Genomic DNA, 20615 nt, shown 5'->3' on the forward strand with positions numbered 1-20615 from the left:
GACAAAACGAACAGACGGTGGTGTTCGATACCGATTGTCGGGAGGTTTTTACAATGGGACAATGGGAAATTTTTTTAAGTCCTTATAAACAAGCAGTAGACGAATTAAAAGTAAAATTAAAGGGCATGCGTTCGCAATTTGGTATTGTTAATGCCAATTCGCCAATTGAATTTGTCACAGGACGTGTCAAGCCTTTAGCAAGTATATATGACAAAACGTTAGAAAAAGGACTAGCTTTTGAGCCTTCTAAACAACTTGGTGACGAACTTGGCGATATTGCTGGCCTTCGGATTATGTGTCAATTTGTTGATGATATTTCAACGGTAACTGAGCTAATTCGTCAGCGAAAAGATATGCGTGTAGTGGAAGAACGCGATTATATTACACATAATAAGCCTAGCGGTTATCGCTCCTACCATATGATAGTGGAGTATCCTGTTGAAACAATTCAAGGAAAAAAAGTAGTATTAGCGGAAATACAAATCCGAACACTAGCTATGAATTTCTGGGCTTCAATAGAGCATTCTTTAAATTATAAATATAAGGGGATGTTCCCAGAAGAAATTAAGAATCGCTTGCAAAGTGCTGCGGAGGCAGCATTTCGGTTGGATGAGGAAATGTCATCCATTCGTAGTGAAATTCAAGAGGCACAGGCCTACTTTAGCGAATATAAAGAAGCATCGAATCCTAATTTACTAACGGAGAAGGAGCGTGACGCACAATGAAATTTTCGATTCAATCACGTAGAGATGCACAATCCAACGAGCTGATGGAACTTGCTAAAACCTATTTACAGGATTTTGGCTTGACCTATGATGAAGAGACGCCAGAAATTGTTGTTTCGATTGGAGGAGATGGCACACTATTGCATGCCTTTCATCGATACTCTCATTTATTAGACCAGGTAGCCTTCGTTGGTATCCATACAGGGCATTTAGGATTTTATGCGGATTGGAAACCATCTGAATTAGAAAAATTAGTTTTGTCCATTGCTAAAAAGGATTTTAATGTTGTGGAATATCCACTGCTGGAAGTAAGGGTAGAGCATCATAATGCCGAATCCAATACGTATCTTGCTTTAAACGAAGCAACCGTCAAATCGCCAGATGTTACGCTTGTGATGGATGTTGAGTTAAATGGCAATCAATTTGAGCGATTCCGTGGCGATGGTCTTTGTGTATCCACTCCTTCGGGTAGTACGGCTTATAATAAAGCACTAGGTGGAGCCATCATACATCCTACACTAGCGGCACTCCAAGTCACTGAAATTGCCTCAATTAATAACCGCGTTTTCAGGACAGTAGGATCGCCATTAATCTTGCCAGCACACCATCATTGTGTATTGCGTCCTGTAAATGAACAAAATTTTAATATGACTGTTGATCACTTGCAAATTACTCAAGGTGATGTGAAAGCCATAGCGTTTAATGTAGCAAATGAAAGAGTACGTTTTGCCCGTTTCCGACCATTCCCATTTTGGGAGCGAGTGCATGAATCATTTGTTGCAAATGAATAACGTGGATACAAGATTTACATTACAATTTGAGGCGAAGAAAAATGGCCAATTATTACGAGAGGCACTTCAAGAGTGGCGTATTTCTAAGCGAGCTCTAACAGCTATTAAGTTTGATGGTGGCATGTTGACTGTGAATGATGTCGAACGTAATGTGAGACATATCCTGCAAGTTGGAGATTGTGTGAAAGTAACGTTTCCTCCCGAAGAAAAAAGTGAAGGGCTTGCTATTGAGCATGGGGATTTGACCATTGTATATGAAGACGATGCCATCTTAGTGCTCAACAAACCAGCTCATCAAAGTACGATACCCTCACGAGAGCATCCAACCAACAGCATTGCAAATTTAGTTTGTGGCTATTTTCAGAAACAAGGATTGGCCTCTACGGCTCATATTGTTACAAGGCTAGACCGAGATACATCAGGTTTACTGTGCATAGCTAAGCATGCTCATATTCATCATTTAACAGGGCTTGCTCAGCGTAAGAGAGAGATTTCAAGACAATATGAAGCCATTGTACATGGACATATCGAACAAAACTTTCAATCGATTATAGCTCCGATTGGTCGTAAAGAAGGTAGTATTATTGAAAGAGATGTACGGGAAGATGGGCAATATGCACATACGGATGTAAAGGTTCTGAAGCGTTTTTCACTGGGTGCTGAACCAATGACACATGTACGACTTCAACTGCATACAGGTCGTACACATCAAATTCGCGTGCATATGTCGCATCTTGGACATCCACTTGTAGGGGATGACCTTTATGGTGGTAGTCGTCTTCAAATTGATCGACAAGCATTACATTGTGTATCTTTAAGTATGGAACATCCTTTAACAAGTGTGCCATTACACTTTACAAGTATGCTAAATGAAGACATGCAAAGATTACTGAAGGAATCTTCTGCATAAATTTTTGATAAAAGGAGGTGTTCGCGTAAACGAGCATCTCCTTATCATTTTTTGATTTAGGTTAAGCTGCGTATTAGAGAAGTAGATTATTTTTACACCTTATTCATAACAAAGTGACAAAGGTAAGGTATAGTAAAATAGAATCGTCAGGATTTTAGGCGTAATATTGAAATTTATAAAAATCTGCCCATTTGCTCATAAATATAACTTAAAAAAGAGTTTGCAGAAAAGGTACATTACACTCTATTATATAGAAGGTAGATTTACGGCAGGCATTGCCCGTAAAATGATTGAAAGCTCGGAAGGAGGGGACAAGCATGATAGAGGAAAGAAATGAAAAGGATGATGTGCAATTTGATGAGGCACATCTACGAGAAATGCTAGAAGCACATAATATTGAAGCATTTCGTGATGAGTTTTTAGAACTTCATCCATATGATCAGGCAACGTTTTATGAAAAGGTGGAACCTGATATAAGGAAAATCATCTATTCGTTCTTGTCTCCGACAGAAATGGCTGATATTTTTGAGGCAATCGATATTGAAGATGATGAGTATAAAGCATATCTTGCTGAAATGGATCAATCATACGGTGCAGAAATGCTATCTCATATGTACGCAGATGATGCGGCAGATGTCTTAAATGAACTGGATACAGCACAGCGTGAAAGCTATTTAGAAATGATGGATGAAGAAGCGGCAGAAGATATTAATGAACTACTAAGTTACGATGAATATACTGCTGGTTCTATCATGACCACTGAATATGTCGCTATACCAGAAAATTCAACAGTTCGTTCAGCTATGGCCATATTGCGTAAAGAGGCACCAGATGCTGAAACTGTTTATTATATTTTTGTAGTGGATGAAGAACATCGTCTGACGGGTGTTATATCGTTACGAGACTTAATCATTGCTGATGAGGATACACTTATTCGTTCTATTATGAATGAGCGTGTCGTGATGGTACATGTAGGCGATGACCAAGAAGAAGTCGCGCAAATTATGAAGGATTATAATTTCTTAGCGACACCTGTTATTGATGATAGAGGAGAATTACTTGGTATTATCACGGTTGACGATATTATTGATGTTATTGATGAAGAGGCTTCTGAGGATTACTCTAAATTAGCCGGTATTTCGGATATGGATAAATTTGATGTAACACCATTCCAAGCGGCTAAAAAACGTTTGCCTTGGTTAGTAGTTCTACTGTTTCTAGGTATGTTAACAGCTAATCTAATGGGGCAATTTGAGGATACATTAGATAAGGTTGCCTTACTAGCGGTCTTTATTCCATTAATTTCAGGAACTTCAGGTAATAGTGGAACACAGGCATTGGCCGTGGCGATTCGAGGGATTGCAACAGGTGATGTAGAAGAACATAGTAAATTTAAGTTACTATTACGTGAAGCAGGTACTGGCTTAATGTCAGGCATTGTTTGTGGATTAATTGTTATTGGGATCGTTTATTTTTGGAAACATGAACTTGTCCTAGGTATGTTAGTAGGGGCAGCACTTTGTGGCTCTATTTTAGTGGCGACTTTAGCTGGTTCATTTATTCCATTGTTAATGCATCGACTAAAAATAGACCCTGCTGTTGCATCAGGACCCTTTATTACTACTTTAAATGATATTACAAGTATTTTAATTTATTTGGGCTTAGCGACAGTTTTCTTAAGCCAAATAGGCTAAGAACCAATTTGCTTACTTTCGCATATTGTATGGAAAAAAGGGAAGTGAGTAAAGTGGATCAAGAACCACGCTTGTTTATAAAATCACCATCATATTTTTTAAATATTTCTAAGGTGTTACATGAACTTGATTTGGATGAAAGTACATCTGTCTATGTGAAGGACAATATGTTCGATGAGCAAATAGTTGAAGAAAAAAATGAGACAGTAGATGATGTACAAATAGATCCTTATTTACTGAAACAGCTCCAATTTTTAGAAAAACCATTTCGTCAGAGAGCCTATCAGCCATTATTAGTTTGTTTAAAAGATGGTAGAAAATTAACTGGGACAGCTTCAGATGTACAGAATGATTCTTTAATGCTCACATCATTAGAATTAAAAATACAGGAAATCATTCATTTTGAAGATATACAGCAAATACTTTGGCGCGGAAGAAAATTGCCAACTTTATAAAAAAAGTGTACAGCAGAGGATGCTGTACACTTTTTTTATGTGTGTGTGTCAAAGGTGAAAGAATTAGTCACAAATCCCTAAGTCAACATCAGCGATACATTGTACAGCGCAGAAGCAAGATAAATCCACAGTAATACAGCTATCTGTTGAGCTCCAGTCATCTACTTTACAGATTTTCTTCATGTTGATACAACAACCGTCTTTGCTTAGTAAGTCTACTGTACTTTCACTAGAGTCAAATGTACATAATGGCTCTAAAACACGTAAAGTAGCACAACATTCATCAAACATATCTTCTACGCGGAAGAATACGGATGTACAAATACAAGGATCTGCTGTTGGAGAGTTAAAGAATGCTTTGAAAGGAGTACCATCTTTTGTAATTAACATGAAAACACGTGTATCTGCTTGTGAGCGTGCAGGACTAACAATCCCACCTAGTGGCTCTAAGAAACAGTTTGCTGTACATGGAGAACACTCATCTCGCACCGCTTGATTTTGAATATCTAAAATAGCGCGAACTACGTCACAAACGCAGCCTGCTGAATGGATTGGTCCAATAGGATTTGTTGGCTTACCACAACCCATATTGTCACCCCCTTTCCTTGTTACTACTTCTACAATATGTACTTTTGAAAACTGGACTCGGGCTTTTGTGTATTTCTTTGAATGAATAGTTTTTTTATGTGTGGAGAAACTGTAAAGAAAAGGAGGGTAAAACTTGAGGCTACTAGGAATGACGTTACCTCTCTTAGTTGTTTTATCGCTGTTGAATGGTTGTGCTGAAAAGGAAAAATTTATCGTCTATGGGTCTCCACAAAATGAAAGTGAAGTAGAAGCCCTTATAAAAGAAGAAGACTATGTTGATCGCTCAACGGTTATCCAATATGACGATAGTATGCTTATTGCAGTACAAATTAAACCATGGGAAAAGTGGAAAAAAACTAAGTTAGAGAAAAAATTGCAAAAGAAATTTGAAGAGAAATATCCAAACAAAGATGTGTTTGTCTCCGCTGATTACAAAATTTTTTATGAAGCCAATAAAATAAAAAAGGATCAGATGGAAGATACTAAATTAAGCGATAAAATTACAGAACTAAAAGAGCTTGCAAAGGAGGAGACATAAATGGAAAAAGAGCAATATCAACAGTTAGAGCAAAATGTTACACCAAAGCCCCCTTATTTAAAGAATGTAGCAAAAGCCTTTTTCGTTGGCGGTTTTATTTGTGCAATTGGTCAAGCTGTGTCTCTTTTTTATATTATTTTCTTCAATTTTACAGAGGCAACAGCAGGAAATCCAACTGTTGCAACGATGGTATTTTTCGCCATGATATTAACAGGTCTTGGCCTTTATAAAAGAATTGGTCAATTTGCTGGGGCTGGATCGGCAGTTCCAGTAACAGGCTTTGGGAATGCTGTTATTTCGGCAGCTATCGAGCATCGTTCTGAAGGGCTAGTATTGGGAGTCGGCGGAAATTTATTTAAATTAGCAGGATCAGTTGTTTTATTTGGTGTAGTGTCAGCATTTTTTGTAGCGCTCATTAAATATATCCTCGTAACGATAGGAGTGGTTTCATGGTAATTGTTTTTCAATCGAAGCCCTCTCTTTTAGCAGGTGGAGTGGTAGTAGGTCCATTAGAAAATAGGAGTATTTTTAGTCAATATTTTGACTCTGTGTATGATGATGAACGTTGGCAAATGAAAACAAATGAACAGGGACATCGTAAAATGATCGAAGAGGCCTGTGAATTTGCTATGAAAAAAATGGGCGTACAAAAAGGTGATATCAATTATTTAATGGGCGGAGATTTAGTCAACCAAATGACACCAACTAATTTTGCCGCTAGGGATTTAGAAATCCCTTTTATTGGACTATTCTCGGCATGTGCCACATCCGTATCTTCAGTTATTATTGCATGCCTGTTAACTGAGTTAGGAGCTGCTAATTTTTCATTAGCAGGTGCCTCTAGTCAACATAATGCAATTGAACGCCAGTTTCGTTACCCCATCAATTATGGCGCACAAAAACCACAAACAGCTCAATGGACAGTAACTGCTGCTGGTTATGCGCTAATTGGGAAGCATCGCGAGGAGTATCCTTCTATAGAAGCGGCAACAATTGGTAAGTCCGTTGACTATGGTATGGATGATCCTTTCCACATGGGTGCTGCAATGGCACCTGCTGCTTTTCAGACGATTCAATCTCATTTACAACAGAGAAATCAAAAAATTTATCATTACGATTTAATTTTAACAGGCGATTTGGGACAGCTTGGCTTAAAGCTATTGAAAGGAATGCTTGTGGAAAATGGCGTGAAAAATGAAGAGCTCACGTTATTACGTGATGCAGGTGCTGAATTTTATGGACAGGATCAAGCATTCCAATCTGGTGCAAGTGGAGCAGGCTGTTCGGCAGCTGTTTTTTTTAGTTATGTTATTCAACAAATGCGTGCAGGGAGCTATAAGCGAGTATTACTAGTAGCAACGGGAGCGTTATTATCTCCGCTATCCTATCAGCAAGGCGAGACGATTCCATGTACAGCACATGCGATAGAAATTACGATGAAATGAGGCAAAAAACATGGTTATGACTTTTGTATTTGCATTTATTGTTGGAGGTATTATTTGCGTCATAGGTCAATTATTAATGGATGTTGGCAATTTAACACCGGGCCATACACTAAGTACGTTAGTGGTTGTAGGTTCGATTTTGGATGGTATGGGCTTATATGAGCCATTAATAAATTTTGCTGGAGCAGGGGCGACAGTGCCCATTACATCCTTCGGGAATTCATTAACACATGGTGCCCTGGCGGAGGCAGAAAAACATGGACTTGTTGGCGTATTAACAGGCATGTTCGAAGTAACAAGCTCAGGAATTAGTGCTGCTATTGTGTTTGGCTTTATTGGTGCCTTAATATTTAGACCAAAAGGGAATATTGACTAGACGAATACCCCTCCCATTTTTACGACCGAAACATATTATAGGTTGTAGAAGGGAGGGGTGCTTTTATGGGATACCAAGGCTGGGGCTCACAACCGTACGGAAATAACGTTGGTGGGTGGAACAATAGCTACTGCGGAGGATACTCTGGAGGCAACAACAACTATGGTTATGGTTCTACATTTGTTCTAATTGTTGTACTATTCATTCTATTAATTATTGTTGGCGCTACTTACATCTAATTTGATGAACATAATAAAGGCTTTAGCTTTTATTTAGGATATTCTAAATAAAGTTAAGGCCTCCACCATTTGCGAAATGTTTCGTGCAAGACGCAAGGTCATTTTGAGTTTTTATGATAGGAGGGAAAACATGCATCGCTCGTTTTTTAATTCGATTGAGCAAAAAACAGGTGTATCGATGGATGAAATCTTCGCATTAGCCAATGCCATTCAACATGCGGATTTTACAAGTGAAAAACAAGTAAGAAAAATTGTACGACGTGTTGCTAAAATATCTAACAGATCGATTACGCAAGAGTTAGAAGATAAATTAGTACAATCTATTATTCAAGATGGAGCATCACTAGATTTCGATAAAATCACTAGAATGATGAAGTAGCGCATGGCATATCTACTTGGCAATGCAGCTTGTTACGATAGAGTAGATAAATGGTGGCAAGCGAATTCGTCTCATAAAAAAGGGGTGTTACGACATGATAAATATCGTAACACCCTTTCATTAAATATTCTTCTCCATAGCACGGTGTGGAATACCTGCATCCATAAACTCAGGCGAGGTAGCTGTAAAGCCTAGCTTTTCGTAAAAGGGAATTGCATAGCTTTGTGCATGAAGTTTTAAGGTTTTTTTATTGATAGAAATGGCATGCTTCTCCATTTCCTTCATAATTAAAGCGCCTAATTTTTTCCCGCGTTGGGATTGTAAAATACAAACACGCTCAATTTTAGCTGTATTATTGTCAATACTACGTAAACGTGCTGCTCCTACAGGCTCATCGTTATCATACATAATGAAATGTGTTGCAGTTGCATCCTCAGCATCACATTCTAGATGAAGCGGAACACCTTGCTCTTCAACAAATACTTTTTTGCGAATAGCAAAGGCATCATCGTGTTCTTGCTTTGTTTCAACAATTTTAACGTTATGCAACAATTACTCAGCTCCAGACAAACGGAATGTTTCGTAAGTTGTCCATGAACCATCTTCTAATTGATATAAAAGATGAATGCGATCAATTGTATCTTTTTCATCAACGCCTGTCATGCGTAATTGACCAAAAATGTCATCATGCTCTGAATCTGACATTTTTTGAGCGATTGTAATGTGTGGAACAAATACATGCTTCATTTCCCCATAAGGGATTTTTTCTTGAAGATCGTGTTGGAATGCTGCTAATTGTTCTGTTGGTTCAATGCGGAAGTAAATCGCATTTGTTGTAGGGAAAAACGAACTAATGCGAGATGCATGAATGTTTAAAGGTGCATATTTAGCAGCAAGTTCATCTAATTGCTTGACGATGGTTTGAATCTCTTCTTCAGACGCATCGAAGCTGTCCTTTAATGTCATATGCGGTGTAATCTTTGCATAATGAGGATCGTATCGTTTGCGATAAGTATTCGCTAAATCTTGCAATTTTTTTGATGGAAATGCCACAATACCGTACTTCATAGTCCATTACCTCCCGAAAATAAACAATTTTTCTAATTAAGTATAACAGAAATTTCAGTTTTCGTAATTTGAATCGCTTCATATTAATTGAAATTTTCAATTAATGCACGTCGAAGGTCTGGTTTCCAATATTTCCATGTATGATTGCCATCAAACTCGTCATAAAATGTAGTAAACCCTTTATTTATCATGAGATCATGCAATTGACGATTAGGTGTTAGAAAATCTTTGATGGTTTTATCCATTGTCACAACCTGATCTTCGCCTTTGCCGACGATATGGTAGATAGAAATAGATCCTGGATCTTTAAAATTTTCCACAGCCTTTAATACATCAGCATCTACATAAGGTGATTGTAGTATGACTTTGCCAAAGATGCTAGGATACTTTAAAGCAGCCATTAAGGAAGCAGTAGCAGCCATAGAGTCACCAATCACTCCACGACTCATACCCATTTGGTAAGTGGCATACTCCTGATCTAAATATGGCACTAGCTCATGTGCTAAAAAGCGAAGATAGGCTTCATGTTGCTCTCCGCTCGGGATATATTTATGACGTCGATCTTTTATGTCTTTGTAAGGAACAAATGCAATAATTAAATTTTCGATTTCATAGTCATCAATCAGTTCATCAGCTAGCTTTGTAATACCACCAAGTTGGAAATAATCTTTACCGTCTGATGCGATTAAAATGTTGTATTTATATAGTGGAGAATAATTTGCAGGAACATAAATATAGAGCTGTAATTCTTCCTGTAATGACTCACTGTAAAATGTTAAATCCTGTACTGTTCCCTTATCCAATGATGACACTCCTTCTTGTGTTTGTAACAAAATTGTACCATATTACGTAAGTAAAGGTATAATAGGTTGGGCTAGCATTATACTAGCAATAAAAATCGAAATGAGGGTTAATTATGCATAATAAAAGTATTCGTGTGCACTCTGACGAAGTAGCAAAGGCAGCTCAAGCCGCGTTAATTCGTAGAGGTGTAGCGATAGAGGATATCGCGCAAATTGTTTACGAAATGCAAAAAACCTATAATGAAGGTTTAACACTAGAGCATTGTGTTCATTCTGTTGAACGTGTATTACGTAAGCGAGAAGTGCAACATGCTTTATTAGTAGGGATTGAATTAGATGAATTAGCAGAGAAAAAATTATTATCTTCACCACTACAACAAATTATCGAATCAGATGAAGGTCTATTTGGTGTAGACGAAACAATCGCACTAGGATCTGTATTTACATATGGCAGCATTGCCGTTACTACTTTTGGTCATTTAGACAAGCAGAAAATAGGGATTATTAAAAAACTGGATACAGAACCCGGACATCATGTCAACACGTTCTTAGATGATTTGGTTGGTAGTATAGCAGCGTCAGCGGCTTCACGTATTGCACATCGTATGCGTGACCTAGAAGAAGAAGGCGAAACATTCGCTGATATCGAACCTGAAGAGCTAGGACCAAAACCAAAATCACATAATGAAATTTAAAATGAGTTTCTTCTATTAAAAATGAGCCTTCTCAAATTTTGAGAAGGCTCTAATTTGTATTACTTTTTATCGTTATATGCTTTTACCAATTCTTTTACTTTTTATCGTTATATGCTTTTACCAATTCTTTTACTTTTTCGCTATTTGCTTCAAGTTTTAAACCAGTATCAATTAATGGAGAGACTGTGGATACAGCTGGTTTTTTATTGCCTTGATAATAGCTAATGAATTCATCTTGGTTAATAGAGTATAGAATTGCTTTACGTAAATCTGCTGAATCAGACACCGCACGGCCAGATGTATTCATTTGTAGGTAGGAAACAGCATTACTATCTGCCGTATTTAATGTTAATTTAGCATCTGATTTGACAATATCCAGTTTCGTTTCTGGTACTGTTTGAAGAACATGAATTTCACCATTACGTAATGCAGATAGGGCACTATCAACATCAGAGATGAAACGGACATTGATTTTAGCAATTTTTGGCTCGTATTCGCTGCCAGCACGATATGCAGGGTTTTTCACAAACTGTGCTTCATAATCATTTTTCTTCACTAAAATGTAAGGACCACTTGCATATAGCTGGTTATTGAATGTTGCTGAACCCTCTGTTACAGTAGCTTGATCACCATAGGCAATGTCCTTGTCAGGGTTATAGTTAGCCACATCATACGTATTAATACTTGTTACTTGTTTTTCAGACACGATACCACCAGATTGGTGTGCTAAATAATTTAATACTTGTGGGAAAGGTGTAGGTGTTGTAATTTTAACAACTTGGTATGCACCTGCCGCATTATTAACAGTACCTTTTTCTTTTGCTAACTGAGCTACAGAAGCAGGTAGGCTTTGAGATAATGCATCTAAAACGGATTGCTCAGAGCCAGATACTTTTTTATCTTTTAATTCAGCTAAATCTGAAACGATTTCCACTGTTTCAATATTTTCATGAATGCTATAAGTACGGTGATCTGGTACTGAGTTAGCATCTTTTGCACGATTTAATGAGAAGACTACATCTTCAGCTGACACTAATTCCCCCGTATCAACAGCAGCACCATCTTTCACAGCTGCAAAGTGGATATCATCTCGTAAAATGAAGTAATATTCTTGATTACCTTCAGCCATTACATGGTTATAAGATAATGAACCATCTGAAACAACTTCATCTGTGTCTGTTAAGTTAACAAGACGAACATACATATTTGTGTTTAATGTGTTGATTGAACCATCATTCCCTTTAATCGGGTCAAGTGAAGTAAGAGAATTGATTGTTTGGTGTAAAATTAAAGGTTCTGTTGCATTTTTAGATGTATCATTAAATTCGATTTTTTCCCAAACTTGTGCACGAGATTTTGGTAAAAGAACTGTTTTAGGGTTTACTAGTTCAGAGTAGATCCCTTGATACTTATTGGAAATATATAAAGGCGCAATATAAGCCTGATCAAATACTAATAATTGTTCTAAATCTTTATATTTGGCTGCTGCTTCTTCACCAGTCAATGTGCTCGCTTCATCAATTAATGCATCTAATTTTGAATCTGCCACCACACTGTAGTCACCGCCAGTTTTAAATAAACCACGAACAGCATAGTCAGGGTTCCCTGTAACTGTCGTCCAGCTTGATAGGGCAAGGTCATAGTTACCTGCTTCTTTTTGAGCAGAGAAAGAACCGTAATCTGGTTGAATATTTAGCTTTACCTCAAAACCATTTTTTACTAATTGGTCTCGTACAATATTCATATCTTCTTCAGAAGCTGCCATTCCTAATACTTCAATGGCAATCTTGCCATTGCTCTTGTCACTATCTTTTGAATCTTTACTGCCTTCTACGTCAGTTTTTGTTTGTACACAGCCAGCCAAAGCTAGTACTGCAACGAATAAAAATACAAGTAATTTCTTCATAGTTACCTCCGATTAATTTGTTTTTGGATCTAAAGCATCTCGTAAACCGTCTCCTAAGAAGTTAAAGGAGAGGACAAGAAGCATAATACAAAGACCTGGGAAAATAGCGACATATGAATGTGTTTCCAGGTACGTACTACCAACTTTTAAAATATTGCCCCATTCGGGAATATGCGGCTCAATACCTAGCCCTAAAAAACTTAAACTACTTGTTGAAATAACAGCTCCGCCAATCGTTAATGTTGCTTTCACAATCATTGGTGCTAAAGAATTGGGAACAATGTGCTTAAAAATAATAGCAGCATCAGATGCACCTAAAGCTCTAGCCGATTCTACAAACTCATAATTAGCAAGCTGCATAACATTTGCCCGCATTGTACGGGCATATGTTGGAATTGCTCCAACACTAAGTGCAATAATAAGATTCACAGTATTAGCACCAAATGCGGCGATAATAGCAATGGCTAACAATATCCCTGGAATGGCATATAAAATATCGAGACTTCGCATGATGATATTATCAGTGGATTTACCATAATAGCCTGAAAATGCTCCTAATGCGCCACCAATAACTGCGGGAATAATTGTGGAGAAAAATCCGACGATTAATGATATTTGTGCCCCAAACACAATACGAGAAAATAAATCTCGACCATAATTATCTGTTCCTAGTGGGTATTCTAATGTCGGCGTTTGTAGCAATGCTCCATAATTATTTTCAGTAGCGAAATCATAGTCGAAAGTCCAAGAGCTTGTAACGGATAACGAGAACATGAAAATAATGAAGAATAAGCCGAATACAGCCATTGTATTGCGTAAAATCTTTTCCCATATTTTTTGCCATTTCTCAATAGAGGATGGATTTGCCCTTCGAGCCTTTTGGATAAGGCTATATCCTAGTAAAGTCGCAAATAGATTACCAGTGAAAGTCGCCAATAGTAGGACAATACCTGGAATGAGCATCCATTTTGGTGCCTCAGTTGCTGTGACATATTTCGTACATAATATGGCCATCACGATATAGAGAAGCGAGAGTACTAAGAAAACGCCCATTGCTAGTAAAAAGGTATCTGTTACATATGGCTTAAATAAATTCAATGCTGCAATACCTAAGATGAATAGCTGTGTTATAAAGGCATAGGCAGCAAAAGTATATTCTGCAGTCTTTCTTTTTGACACAAGCATAAATGCAAAGGATGTCGAAAAAATATTACCTGACAGTATCGTTATTAAAAGGGGATAGCCAAACATTCGAGTATTTTTTTGAATGTCACCATACGTTGCTAAATCCTTTTTAATTCGTAGATTGACGAAGGCAACATATGCCGTAGTAATGGCATAAATAACAAAAAGAAGCAGAACCACCGGTCGCCAGCTATTGCTGGAAAAATTATAGCTATAGGCTAGAAATAGTAAAGAAAACAGTAAGGAAAAGACAAAAGTAAAATGAGAATTGACATATTCCTGTGTAATCTTCAAGAGTAGTTTGACATGTAAGATGTTTTTCACAGGTGATCCTCCTTTAAGACTTCTTCATTTTCGAGCGAATGCGTGGATCAAAAAAGGCATACATGATATCAATGAATAAATTGACAATAGAAATGGTGATGGCGATATATACAACGCCCCCAAGAATGGCCGGAATATCAGGGATAAATTGTTTATCGACGATATAGCTACCTATCCCACTAATGTTGAATACCTTTTCTGTTACAGATGCGCCTCCCAACATACCTCCAAAAAGAAGTCCAATCACCGTAATAATCGGAATCATAGCATTGCGAATGGCATGTTTTGAAATCACTTTGAATTCATTTAAGCCCTTAGCCTTTGCTGTAATAATGTAATCCTCATGAATTACCTCAAGCATACTTGACCTTGTCATCCTAGCAATAGAAGCCGTAATGGATGTTCCTAAGACGACAATTGGCATGATAAGCGATAGCCAATTATGAGGGTTATAGGTAGCTGGAAACCATTGTAACTTTAGAGCAAATGTCAAAATAAAAATTAAACCTTGCCAAAAGCTTGGGATGGATAAACCAATTAAAGCAATGAACATAAATGTGTAATCCAAATATGAGTTTGGACGAACAGCTGAAATAATCCCAACTGGTATGGCAATAGCAATTGCCATTAGCAACGACAATACGGCAATTTCAAGAGTAACAGGGAATTTTGTAGCAATGCTATGTGTGATATCTTCTTTACCTGCAAAGGATGTACCTAAATCAAATGTAAATAGACCGGATAATGCGTTCCATAGCTGTGATAAATAAGGTTGATCCAAACCATGAATGCGATTAAAGTTTTCTATTTGCACAGGTGTTGCTTCAACTCCGAGTAGGTTTCTTGCTGGATCAAAAGGTGATAAATATAAAATGGTAAACACCAATGTAGCCACACCAACAATCACAATGAAGCTTTGTAAAATACGTTCAATGATAAATTGCAGAAATGGATTCGCAAATAAGATAAGTACTACATAAAATAAAACAGCTGGTAGAAAGGTAAGAGCCACAAAACGTTTGTTAGTTAGTTGCTGATTAAAAAATTGGGCATAGGATAGTTGTTGAATGTCCTCTTTTTGTAAATCCTGATCCACTTGCTGTTGAAGCTTCCTTTGAGCTAAGTGTTTGGCTGTGAGCTGAATTTGTGACGCCAATACAGCCTCTTTAAAAAATGTAGCTTTTGCTATTTCTTGTTGCTCAAATTCCTTTTGCCACTGGGCAACCAATCCATGCTCTATATAGTACTGACTACGCAAAGCAAAAGCCTGATCATATGTGTTTGAATGTTTCTTTTTCCGATAGATAAAGTATGTAAAAGGATGCACTAAAATACTAAAAAGAAAAAGAAGTAGTTGATAAGGCTTTTGATGCATTAGTTTTTGATAAACCGTAGAAAAGAAAATAAATTTCTCGGGTTTTAAATGAATTTTTGAAGTAACCATGCATTTCCTCCAAACGTAAATAAAATATTCAGCATTATATTGTATAATTCCTATCAGTATTGTAAAGTATGGATTATACTTGAAAGTAAGTCAATCACAAATTTTAAAAAGGATGGGTCGAATGAGTGAAAAGCTTTTAGAAATCAAGAATCTTCGGGTATCCTTTATCACAGGGGAGACAGAATTTGAAGCCGTCAAGGACGTTAGCTTCCATCTAAACAAAGGTGAAACACTCGGAATTGTGGGAGAGTCTGGGAGCGGGAAAAGTGTTACGGCTCGCTCCATTATGCGTTTATTACCATCGCCACCTTCATTTTTGAAATCTGGCTCAATTGTGTTTAAAGGGCAAGAACTCACTGAATTCAGTGAAAAACAAATGGAAGGGATACGTGGACAAGATATTAGTATGATTTTCCAAGATCCGATGACATCCACAAACCCTACTATTCGAATAGGCGATCAAGTGGCTGAAAGTTTAATTAAGCATCAGTCAATGTCAAAAAACGAGGCCTATCAACAAACAATAGAATTATTAAAACTGGTTGGTATTAGAGACGCAGAAGAACGGTATCGACAATACCCTCATGAATTTTCAGGTGGTATGCGTCAACGCGTAATGATTGCTATGGCGCTTGCTTGTAATCCCTCACTGCTTATTGCAGATGAACCAACAACAGCACTGGACGTTACTATTCAAGCTCAAATCCTAAAATTAATGCGCAATATGCAAAAGAAAATGGGAACGTCTATTATTTTAATTACACACGATTTAGGCGTTGTTGCAGGTATGTGTGATCGCATCCTAGTGATGAAAGAAGGAGAAATTGTTGAACAGGGCACAACAGAAGAAATTTTTGCAAATGCCCAGCATCCGTATACCCAGAAATTATTGAATGCCTTACCAAAACTGCATGAGAAAAAGCAACCAAAAGAGATTGCTACTATTCAGCCAGGTATCGATCGACATAAGCCGTTAATCGAAGTGACCCATCTGTCTAAAGAATTTCCGTTAGGTCGTGGCCAAACGTTGAAAGCAGTGAATGATTTATCATTCTATATATATCCTGGTGAAACATTGGGCTTGGTTGGTGAATCCGGTTCGGGTAAATCGACTACAGGTCGGACGATTCTCCAGCTTCATCAGCCTACAAATGGCGAGGTTCTATATCAAGGAATACCTGTAACAAGGCTATCGAAAAAACAGCTAAAGGCAATGCGTCGTCATATGCAAATTATTTTCCAAGACCCCTATTCATCGTTAAATCCTCGTAGAAAAATCTTAGACATTATTGGCGAGGCTCTTGATATTCATGGTCTGGTGAAGACGCATGAGGAGAGACGACAACGAGTAGAGGAATTGCTTGAACTTGTCGGTTTGAAAAAAGAACATGCCATGCGTTATCCTCATGAGTTTTCGGGAGGTCAGCGTCAACGAATTGGTATTGCGAGAGCATTAGCGGTTGAGCCAAACTTTATTGTTTGTGATGAACCCTTATCGGCACTGGATGTTTCCATTCAAAAGCAGATTGTTGATTTATTAAAAGAATTACAACAAAAACTTGGGTTGACGTATTTATTTATTGCCCATGATTTATCCATGGTGAAACATATCAGTGACCGTGTTGCCGTCATGTATGGTGGGAAGATTGTAGAACTGGCAGAAAGTGAAGAGCTATATGCTAACCCACAACATCCATATACACGTGCATTATTACGTTCTATTCCTGTTCCAGATCCTGCAATAGAGAAGCAGAAATATAATGAAGCTGAACATGCAGAAGATGTGAAAATGCGTTATGAGGTTGAAAATAGTCAGTTAGTAGAGGTTTTACCAAATCACTGGGTAGCAGTGACAATATGATAGCTTGAATGTAGTAGCTTGATATTTTACAATAGAGACATCGTGAAACTTGTTGTCTTCCTGATGATGAGGTGCACAACTTATACGAATCATAAGTATAAGCAATGATGATTAGTTGTGAGGGACCTACTACATGAAAATGCAAGATATAAAAACATTAATAACAAGTGGCACGATTATTTTGGCTGTAGCATTGTACATGATATTTGGCAGATCACCTGCGGAAGATCAAAGTACTAAATCAGTTACAGAACAGCAAGGTACTATTACCATTGAGCAAGTGGAAGGAAAAACAGGTAATAAACGCTTTGAGATAGACTATATTAAAGCATATGATGGGGATACGATTCAGGCGACAATTAATGGTGAGAAACAAAAAATTCGTCTATTAATGGTGGATACTCCTGAAATGAATTACAACAAAGGTGGCGCTCAGCCATATGCGGAAGAAGCAAAAGAGTATACGATCAATTTATTGGAACAGGCTAAGAAAATTGAAGCGGTCTACGATGTTGGACCAGAAACAGACAATTATGATCGCCATCTAGCCTACGTGTTTGTAGATAATGTCTTATTGCAGGAATCTTTATTAAACGAAGGGCTTGCAGTTGTACGTTATATTCATAAGCCAAATAATACATTTGAAGAAGCATTTAGAGCTATTCAACAAAAAGCTCAGGATGCAAAATTAAATATTTGGTCACATGAGGATTACTTCCAAAAAGATGGTTTCCACCCTGATGTAGTTCAATAATCTATAAATCCATTACTATACGCTTTTAAGTTTAATTTTAGCTAGGAAGCTGCTGCCATTATCTTATAGGTAGCAGCTTTTTATTTTAAATTTCATTTGCAAAGTTTTTAGCATGGTGAGAGGGCGATTCACTTTTATAGGGTCGTCTCTATGTATGTAATGCACTCATGAAATTGGTCGTAAAAATCTAATGTGTTCAGTACAGGGTAGTGGAGAAAGCGATCGCACAAAGGAAAGCAAGCAACCAGCAACGTTTTGTTTTCCAAACAGTGGAAGACAGCTACTGATAAATGAAAAATCATTATTATTAATGTTGACAATTTATATGATAATGATTATCATTATCATATAAAGAATATTCCTTGTTCTACAATACAGTGTAGAGAGGATGAACTTTAGCTACTTTTCTCCAGAAGTTTGCTAGTTCATTATTACGCTCCTGAAACCCCCCTCATTTTTAGGAACGTTAAAAATTGTAGACGGCTCATTCTATTATAGAATGAGCCGTCTACAGTCTGAAACTATTTACTAATGAGTAGTAAATGGGTTCTCTTTTTATGCTTGTACATCTTTCGTCCATTCGGCTACTTTTTCTTGATTGTTAGCAATCCATTTTTTCGCAGCATCTGTGGCACTCATGCCTTCCATTATATCAAACATTACACTTTCTATATCTTTAGCACTCCAGTTGAAACGGTCAAGGACACTATAGGCTTCTGGAGCATCCTCTTTTAAACCATTCCGCGCAAAAGTGCCAATATATTCTTCTGTTCCATATAAACCTTTGGGGTCATCTAAGTACTTTAAATCATAGGCATTAAAGATCCAGTGTGGTGACCAGCCTGTGATGATGATTTCTTCATTATTAGAGATAGCCTGACTGAGGGCTGCGGTCATTGCACCAGCAGATGAGGTCAAAACATTCCAACCTTCCAGATTTTTATATTCCTTATAGGCATTTTCTGTCGTAGCCATCATATTAGCTCCTGGTTCAATGCCTGTAATGGTTTGATTAGCTTGGTTTGTTAAATCTTCAATAGAATCGACATCCATATAACTTGGTACAACCAAACCAATCTTAGCACCAGTTAGGTTTTCTCCTAAGTTCTCTATCTTATTGTTGTATTTTTCTACTTGTGGGGCATGTGTTTGTGGCAACCAAGCAGATACCATACCATCGACCTCTCCGTTTGCAAGTGCTTCCCACATGATCCCATTGTCTAAAGGTGTCAGTGTTACCTTATATCCTAAATCTTCTAGTACTTGTCCTACTACATGTGTAGATGCAACCTCAGTATCCCATTCAACATATGCTAAATTGATTTCACCTTTCTCAGTATTCTTTGTGTCCTCCTTTTCTGAACCACATGCAGTTAACACTATAAGGCATATAAATGCTATGCCTATTTTCAATAACTTGATGAGTTTCATATTACATCTCCTTTCTATTATTTCTTACATTAAAGTATAAATATTAACAAGTAACAACTTAATTTTATAAACAAGTTGTTACTTTTGTCAAATTGATGGTTTAGTCAAACCGTGCTAAAAGATGGAACATAAACAATTAAACTTCGTTGTGCCCATTAATTTTTTTATTGTTGACATACGATAGGTGAAAATGGAGACGGAGATTTGAGGAGGCTTAGTATGCATTGGATTACAATTATTCTAATAGGAATCGCTGCGAATTTAGATAACTTGGGGATTGGTCTAGCCTATGGTGTCAAACAAGTTAAAATTCCAATTTTATCAAATGCTGTGATTGCTGTTATGTCGATGATTGTCACATATGTCGCAGTAACAGCTGGTAGCACAGTTGTTGAGTATATTTCACCGCATACTGCCAATTTGCTAGGGAGTTTACTACTGTGTGTGATTGGTCTATGGACTTTGATGTCTAATAATTTTTCTAATCAGCGGATAGCAGGAAATCCCGAATTATTTGATGAAGATAAAAATCTAGTGATCTCAACAAGAGAAGCAATGGCACTTGGCTTTGTCTTGTCAGCGAACTGTTTAGCAGGGGGTATTGCAATAGGCGCAAATGGCATCTCAGCTCTTTGGACAGTCATTTCCATCGGCGTATTTTCCTTTATCACAGTTGGAGTAGGAAGTAGATGTGGCTCTTTACTAGCAAAAACGTTTATTGGCAAGCATTCTACAGCCATATCAGGATGGCTACTTATCATGATTGGTATTTTTGAGGTTTTTGCAAAATAATATTTTGCTGCGGCTAAATATCACCAAATATTGGTGATATTCTTTTTATTACATAGAGAGGGGTGTACCGATGACTCGGACATCTTTTTTTATATTTTAAAAATCTATTTTTAATTACTTGACGTAACTAAATTATTAATATATAGTAGGTTACAGAAAGTAATTAAAAACTTTTCATAAGCCAAGCTGTAAACAAATAAGTAACTACAAAT

Annotated in this window: 23 protein-coding genes; 15 read left to right on the top strand and 8 right to left on the bottom strand. The window is 37.3% G+C overall.

The window, feature by feature from the left end; all coding sequences use genetic code 11:
• Window positions 1-53: 53 nt before the first annotated feature.
• From yjbM to HCH28_RS02470, 5 genes are all read left to right on the top strand, one after another.
• Complete coding sequence (yjbM, locus tag HCH28_RS02450) at window positions 54-725, top strand: GTP diphosphokinase (RefSeq protein ID WP_004227437.1); 672 nt, start codon at window positions 54-56, stop codon at window positions 723-725.
• Window positions 722-1516 (top strand): NAD kinase, encoded by a 795-nt coding sequence (locus tag HCH28_RS02455; protein WP_004227435.1) that lies wholly within the window; start codon window positions 722-724, stop codon window positions 1514-1516. The genes yjbM and HCH28_RS02455 overlap by 4 nt, the downstream gene beginning before the upstream one ends.
• Window positions 1491-2426: an RluA family pseudouridine synthase gene (locus HCH28_RS02460; protein ID WP_221679527.1), complete on the top strand. Its 936-nt coding sequence runs from the start codon at window positions 1491-1493 to the stop codon at window positions 2424-2426. The genes HCH28_RS02455 and HCH28_RS02460 overlap by 26 nt, the downstream gene beginning before the upstream one ends.
• A gap of 317 nt (window positions 2427-2743) precedes the next feature.
• A complete protein-coding gene (gene mgtE, locus HCH28_RS02465; protein ID WP_221679529.1) occupies window positions 2744-4120 on the top strand; it encodes a magnesium transporter in 1377 nt (458 codons plus the stop codon).
• Between the two features lie 53 nt (window positions 4121-4173).
• Window positions 4174-4575: a hypothetical protein gene (locus HCH28_RS02470; RefSeq protein ID WP_257521209.1), complete on the top strand. Its 402-nt coding sequence runs from the start codon at window positions 4174-4176 to the stop codon at window positions 4573-4575.
• A 63-nt stretch (window positions 4576-4638) separates the two neighbouring features.
• On the opposite strand, the gene HCH28_RS02475 is transcribed toward HCH28_RS02470, so the two are convergent.
• Window positions 4639-5163, bottom strand: coding sequence for a CotY/CotZ family spore coat protein (locus HCH28_RS02475; protein ID WP_004230953.1), 525 nt, complete (start codon window positions 5161-5163; stop codon window positions 4639-4641).
• Window positions 5164-5296: 133 nt separating this feature from the next.
• Between HCH28_RS02475 and HCH28_RS02480 the strand changes: the two genes are divergently transcribed.
• The 6 genes from HCH28_RS02480 (at window position 5297) to HCH28_RS02505 (ending at window position 8140) form a co-directional block, all read left to right on the top strand.
• Window positions 5297-5701: a YhcN/YlaJ family sporulation lipoprotein gene (locus tag HCH28_RS02480; RefSeq protein ID WP_255600424.1), complete on the top strand. Its 405-nt coding sequence runs from the start codon at window positions 5297-5299 to the stop codon at window positions 5699-5701.
• A complete protein-coding gene (gene spoVAC, locus HCH28_RS02485) occupies window positions 5702-6157 on the top strand; it encodes a stage V sporulation protein AC (RefSeq protein ID WP_004230957.1) in 456 nt (151 codons plus the stop codon). It begins immediately after the preceding gene.
• A complete protein-coding gene (locus HCH28_RS02490; protein WP_221679532.1) occupies window positions 6151-7146 on the top strand; it encodes a stage V sporulation protein AD in 996 nt (331 codons plus the stop codon). Before spoVAC ends, HCH28_RS02490 begins: the two co-directional genes overlap by 7 nt.
• A 16-nt stretch (window positions 7147-7162) precedes the next feature.
• Window positions 7163-7522 carry a stage V sporulation protein AE gene (gene spoVAE, locus HCH28_RS02495; protein WP_370635293.1) on the top strand — a complete coding sequence of 120 codons (360 nt, stop codon included), beginning with the start codon at window positions 7163-7165 and terminating at the stop codon, window positions 7520-7522.
• 65 nt (window positions 7523-7587) lie between these two features.
• A complete protein-coding gene (locus HCH28_RS02500) occupies window positions 7588-7761 on the top strand; it encodes a YjcZ family sporulation protein (RefSeq protein ID WP_004230967.1) in 174 nt (57 codons plus the stop codon).
• Between the two features lie 130 nt (window positions 7762-7891).
• On the top strand, window positions 7892-8140 hold the full coding sequence (locus HCH28_RS02505) for a stage VI sporulation protein F (RefSeq protein WP_004230969.1): 249 nt from the start codon (window positions 7892-7894) through the stop codon (window positions 8138-8140).
• 120 nt (window positions 8141-8260) lie between these two features.
• On the opposite strand, the gene HCH28_RS02510 is transcribed toward HCH28_RS02505, so the two are convergent.
• The 3 genes from HCH28_RS02510 to HCH28_RS02520 form a co-directional block, all read right to left on the bottom strand.
• Window positions 8261-8689 carry a GNAT family N-acetyltransferase gene (locus tag HCH28_RS02510; RefSeq protein WP_221679535.1) on the bottom strand — a complete coding sequence of 143 codons (429 nt, stop codon included), beginning with the start codon at window positions 8687-8689 and terminating at the stop codon, window positions 8261-8263.
• A 3-nt stretch (window positions 8690-8692) separates the two neighbouring features.
• The gene (locus HCH28_RS02515) at window positions 8693-9208 is read right to left on the bottom strand and encodes a YjcG family protein (RefSeq protein ID WP_216487062.1); all 516 of its coding nucleotides are present in this window, start codon (window positions 9206-9208) and stop codon (window positions 8693-8695) included.
• Between the two features lie 83 nt (window positions 9209-9291).
• The gene (locus HCH28_RS02520; RefSeq protein ID WP_054549789.1) at window positions 9292-10011 is read right to left on the bottom strand and encodes an alpha/beta hydrolase; all 720 of its coding nucleotides are present in this window, start codon (window positions 10009-10011) and stop codon (window positions 9292-9294) included.
• 113 nt (window positions 10012-10124) lie between these two features.
• Between HCH28_RS02520 and HCH28_RS02525 the strand changes: the two genes are divergently transcribed.
• Entirely contained in the window at window positions 10125-10706 is a 582-nt protein-coding gene (locus HCH28_RS02525) for a phosphatidylglycerophosphatase A family protein (RefSeq protein ID WP_054549790.1), read from the top strand.
• Window positions 10707-10800: 94 nt separating this feature from the next.
• Here the strand turns inward: HCH28_RS02525 and HCH28_RS02530 are convergent, their stop codons facing one another.
• From HCH28_RS02530 to HCH28_RS02540, 3 genes are read right to left on the bottom strand one after another with little or no spacing between them, the layout of a single operon-like run.
• Complete coding sequence (locus HCH28_RS02530) at window positions 10801-12612, bottom strand: ABC transporter substrate-binding protein (protein ID WP_221679537.1); 1812 nt, start codon at window positions 12610-12612, stop codon at window positions 10801-10803.
• A gap of 12 nt (window positions 12613-12624) precedes the next feature.
• The gene (locus tag HCH28_RS02535; protein WP_221679539.1) at window positions 12625-14121 is read right to left on the bottom strand and encodes an ABC transporter permease; all 1497 of its coding nucleotides are present in this window, start codon (window positions 14119-14121) and stop codon (window positions 12625-12627) included.
• A 13-nt stretch (window positions 14122-14134) separates the two neighbouring features.
• Entirely contained in the window at window positions 14135-15565 is a 1431-nt protein-coding gene (locus HCH28_RS02540) for an ABC transporter permease (RefSeq protein WP_221679540.1), read from the bottom strand.
• Between the two features lie 121 nt (window positions 15566-15686).
• Between HCH28_RS02540 and HCH28_RS02545 the strand changes: the two genes are divergently transcribed.
• A complete protein-coding gene (locus HCH28_RS02545) occupies window positions 15687-17426 on the top strand; it encodes an ABC transporter ATP-binding protein (RefSeq protein ID WP_221679542.1) in 1740 nt (579 codons plus the stop codon).
• A 133-nt stretch (window positions 17427-17559) separates the two neighbouring features.
• Window positions 17560-18180 carry a thermonuclease family protein gene (locus HCH28_RS02550; RefSeq protein WP_221679543.1) on the top strand — a complete coding sequence of 207 codons (621 nt, stop codon included), beginning with the start codon at window positions 17560-17562 and terminating at the stop codon, window positions 18178-18180.
• Between the two features lie 555 nt (window positions 18181-18735).
• Here the strand turns inward: HCH28_RS02550 and HCH28_RS02555 are convergent.
• On the bottom strand, window positions 18736-19611 hold the full coding sequence (locus HCH28_RS02555) for a glycine betaine ABC transporter substrate-binding protein (protein ID WP_221679545.1): 876 nt from the start codon (window positions 19609-19611) through the stop codon (window positions 18736-18738).
• 219 nt (window positions 19612-19830) lie between these two features.
• Between HCH28_RS02555 and HCH28_RS02560 the strand changes: the two genes are divergently transcribed.
• On the top strand, window positions 19831-20403 hold the full coding sequence (locus HCH28_RS02560) for a manganese efflux pump (protein WP_221679548.1): 573 nt from the start codon (window positions 19831-19833) through the stop codon (window positions 20401-20403).
• The last annotated feature ends 212 nt before the right edge of the window (window positions 20404-20615 follow it).

Origin of the sequence: Lysinibacillus sp. K60, assembly GCF_019731275.1 — a bacterium.
GTDB lineage: Bacteria > Bacillota > Bacilli > Bacillales_A > Planococcaceae > Lysinibacillus > Lysinibacillus capsici.

Coding starts and splice junctions, on each gene's coding strand:
- HCH28_RS02490 (WP_221679532.1), top strand. CDS start 6,151: ATGGTAATTGTTTTTCAATCGAAGCCCTCTCTTTTAGCAGGTGGAGTG.
- HCH28_RS02545 (WP_221679542.1), top strand. CDS start 15,687: ATGAGTGAAAAGCTTTTAGAAATCAAGAATCTTCGGGTATCCTTTATC.
- yjbM (WP_004227437.1), top strand. CDS start 54: ATGGGACAATGGGAAATTTTTTTAAGTCCTTATAAACAAGCAGTAGAC.
- HCH28_RS02560 (WP_221679548.1), top strand. CDS start 19,831: ATGCATTGGATTACAATTATTCTAATAGGAATCGCTGCGAATTTAGAT.
- HCH28_RS02455 (WP_004227435.1), top strand. CDS start 722: ATGAAATTTTCGATTCAATCACGTAGAGATGCACAATCCAACGAGCTG.
- HCH28_RS02530 (WP_221679537.1), bottom strand. CDS start 12,612: ATGAAGAAATTACTTGTATTTTTATTCGTTGCAGTACTAGCTTTGGCT.
- mgtE (WP_221679529.1), top strand. CDS start 2,744: ATGATAGAGGAAAGAAATGAAAAGGATGATGTGCAATTTGATGAGGCA.
- HCH28_RS02515 (WP_216487062.1), bottom strand. CDS start 9,208: ATGAAGTACGGTATTGTGGCATTTCCATCAAAAAAATTGCAAGATTTA.
- spoVAE (WP_370635293.1), top strand. CDS start 7,163: ATGACTTTTGTATTTGCATTTATTGTTGGAGGTATTATTTGCGTCATA.
- HCH28_RS02460 (WP_221679527.1), top strand. CDS start 1,491: ATGAATCATTTGTTGCAAATGAATAACGTGGATACAAGATTTACATTA.
- HCH28_RS02475 (WP_004230953.1), bottom strand. CDS start 5,163: ATGGGTTGTGGTAAGCCAACAAATCCTATTGGACCAATCCATTCAGCA.
- HCH28_RS02505 (WP_004230969.1), top strand. CDS start 7,892: ATGCATCGCTCGTTTTTTAATTCGATTGAGCAAAAAACAGGTGTATCG.
- HCH28_RS02550 (WP_221679543.1), top strand. CDS start 17,560: ATGAAAATGCAAGATATAAAAACATTAATAACAAGTGGCACGATTATT.
- HCH28_RS02500 (WP_004230967.1), top strand. CDS start 7,588: ATGGGATACCAAGGCTGGGGCTCACAACCGTACGGAAATAACGTTGGT.
- HCH28_RS02555 (WP_221679545.1), bottom strand. CDS start 19,611: ATGAAACTCATCAAGTTATTGAAAATAGGCATAGCATTTATATGCCTT.
- spoVAC (WP_004230957.1), top strand. CDS start 5,702: ATGGAAAAAGAGCAATATCAACAGTTAGAGCAAAATGTTACACCAAAG.
- HCH28_RS02540 (WP_221679540.1), bottom strand. CDS start 15,565: ATGGTTACTTCAAAAATTCATTTAAAACCCGAGAAATTTATTTTCTTT.
- HCH28_RS02525 (WP_054549790.1), top strand. CDS start 10,125: ATGCATAATAAAAGTATTCGTGTGCACTCTGACGAAGTAGCAAAGGCA.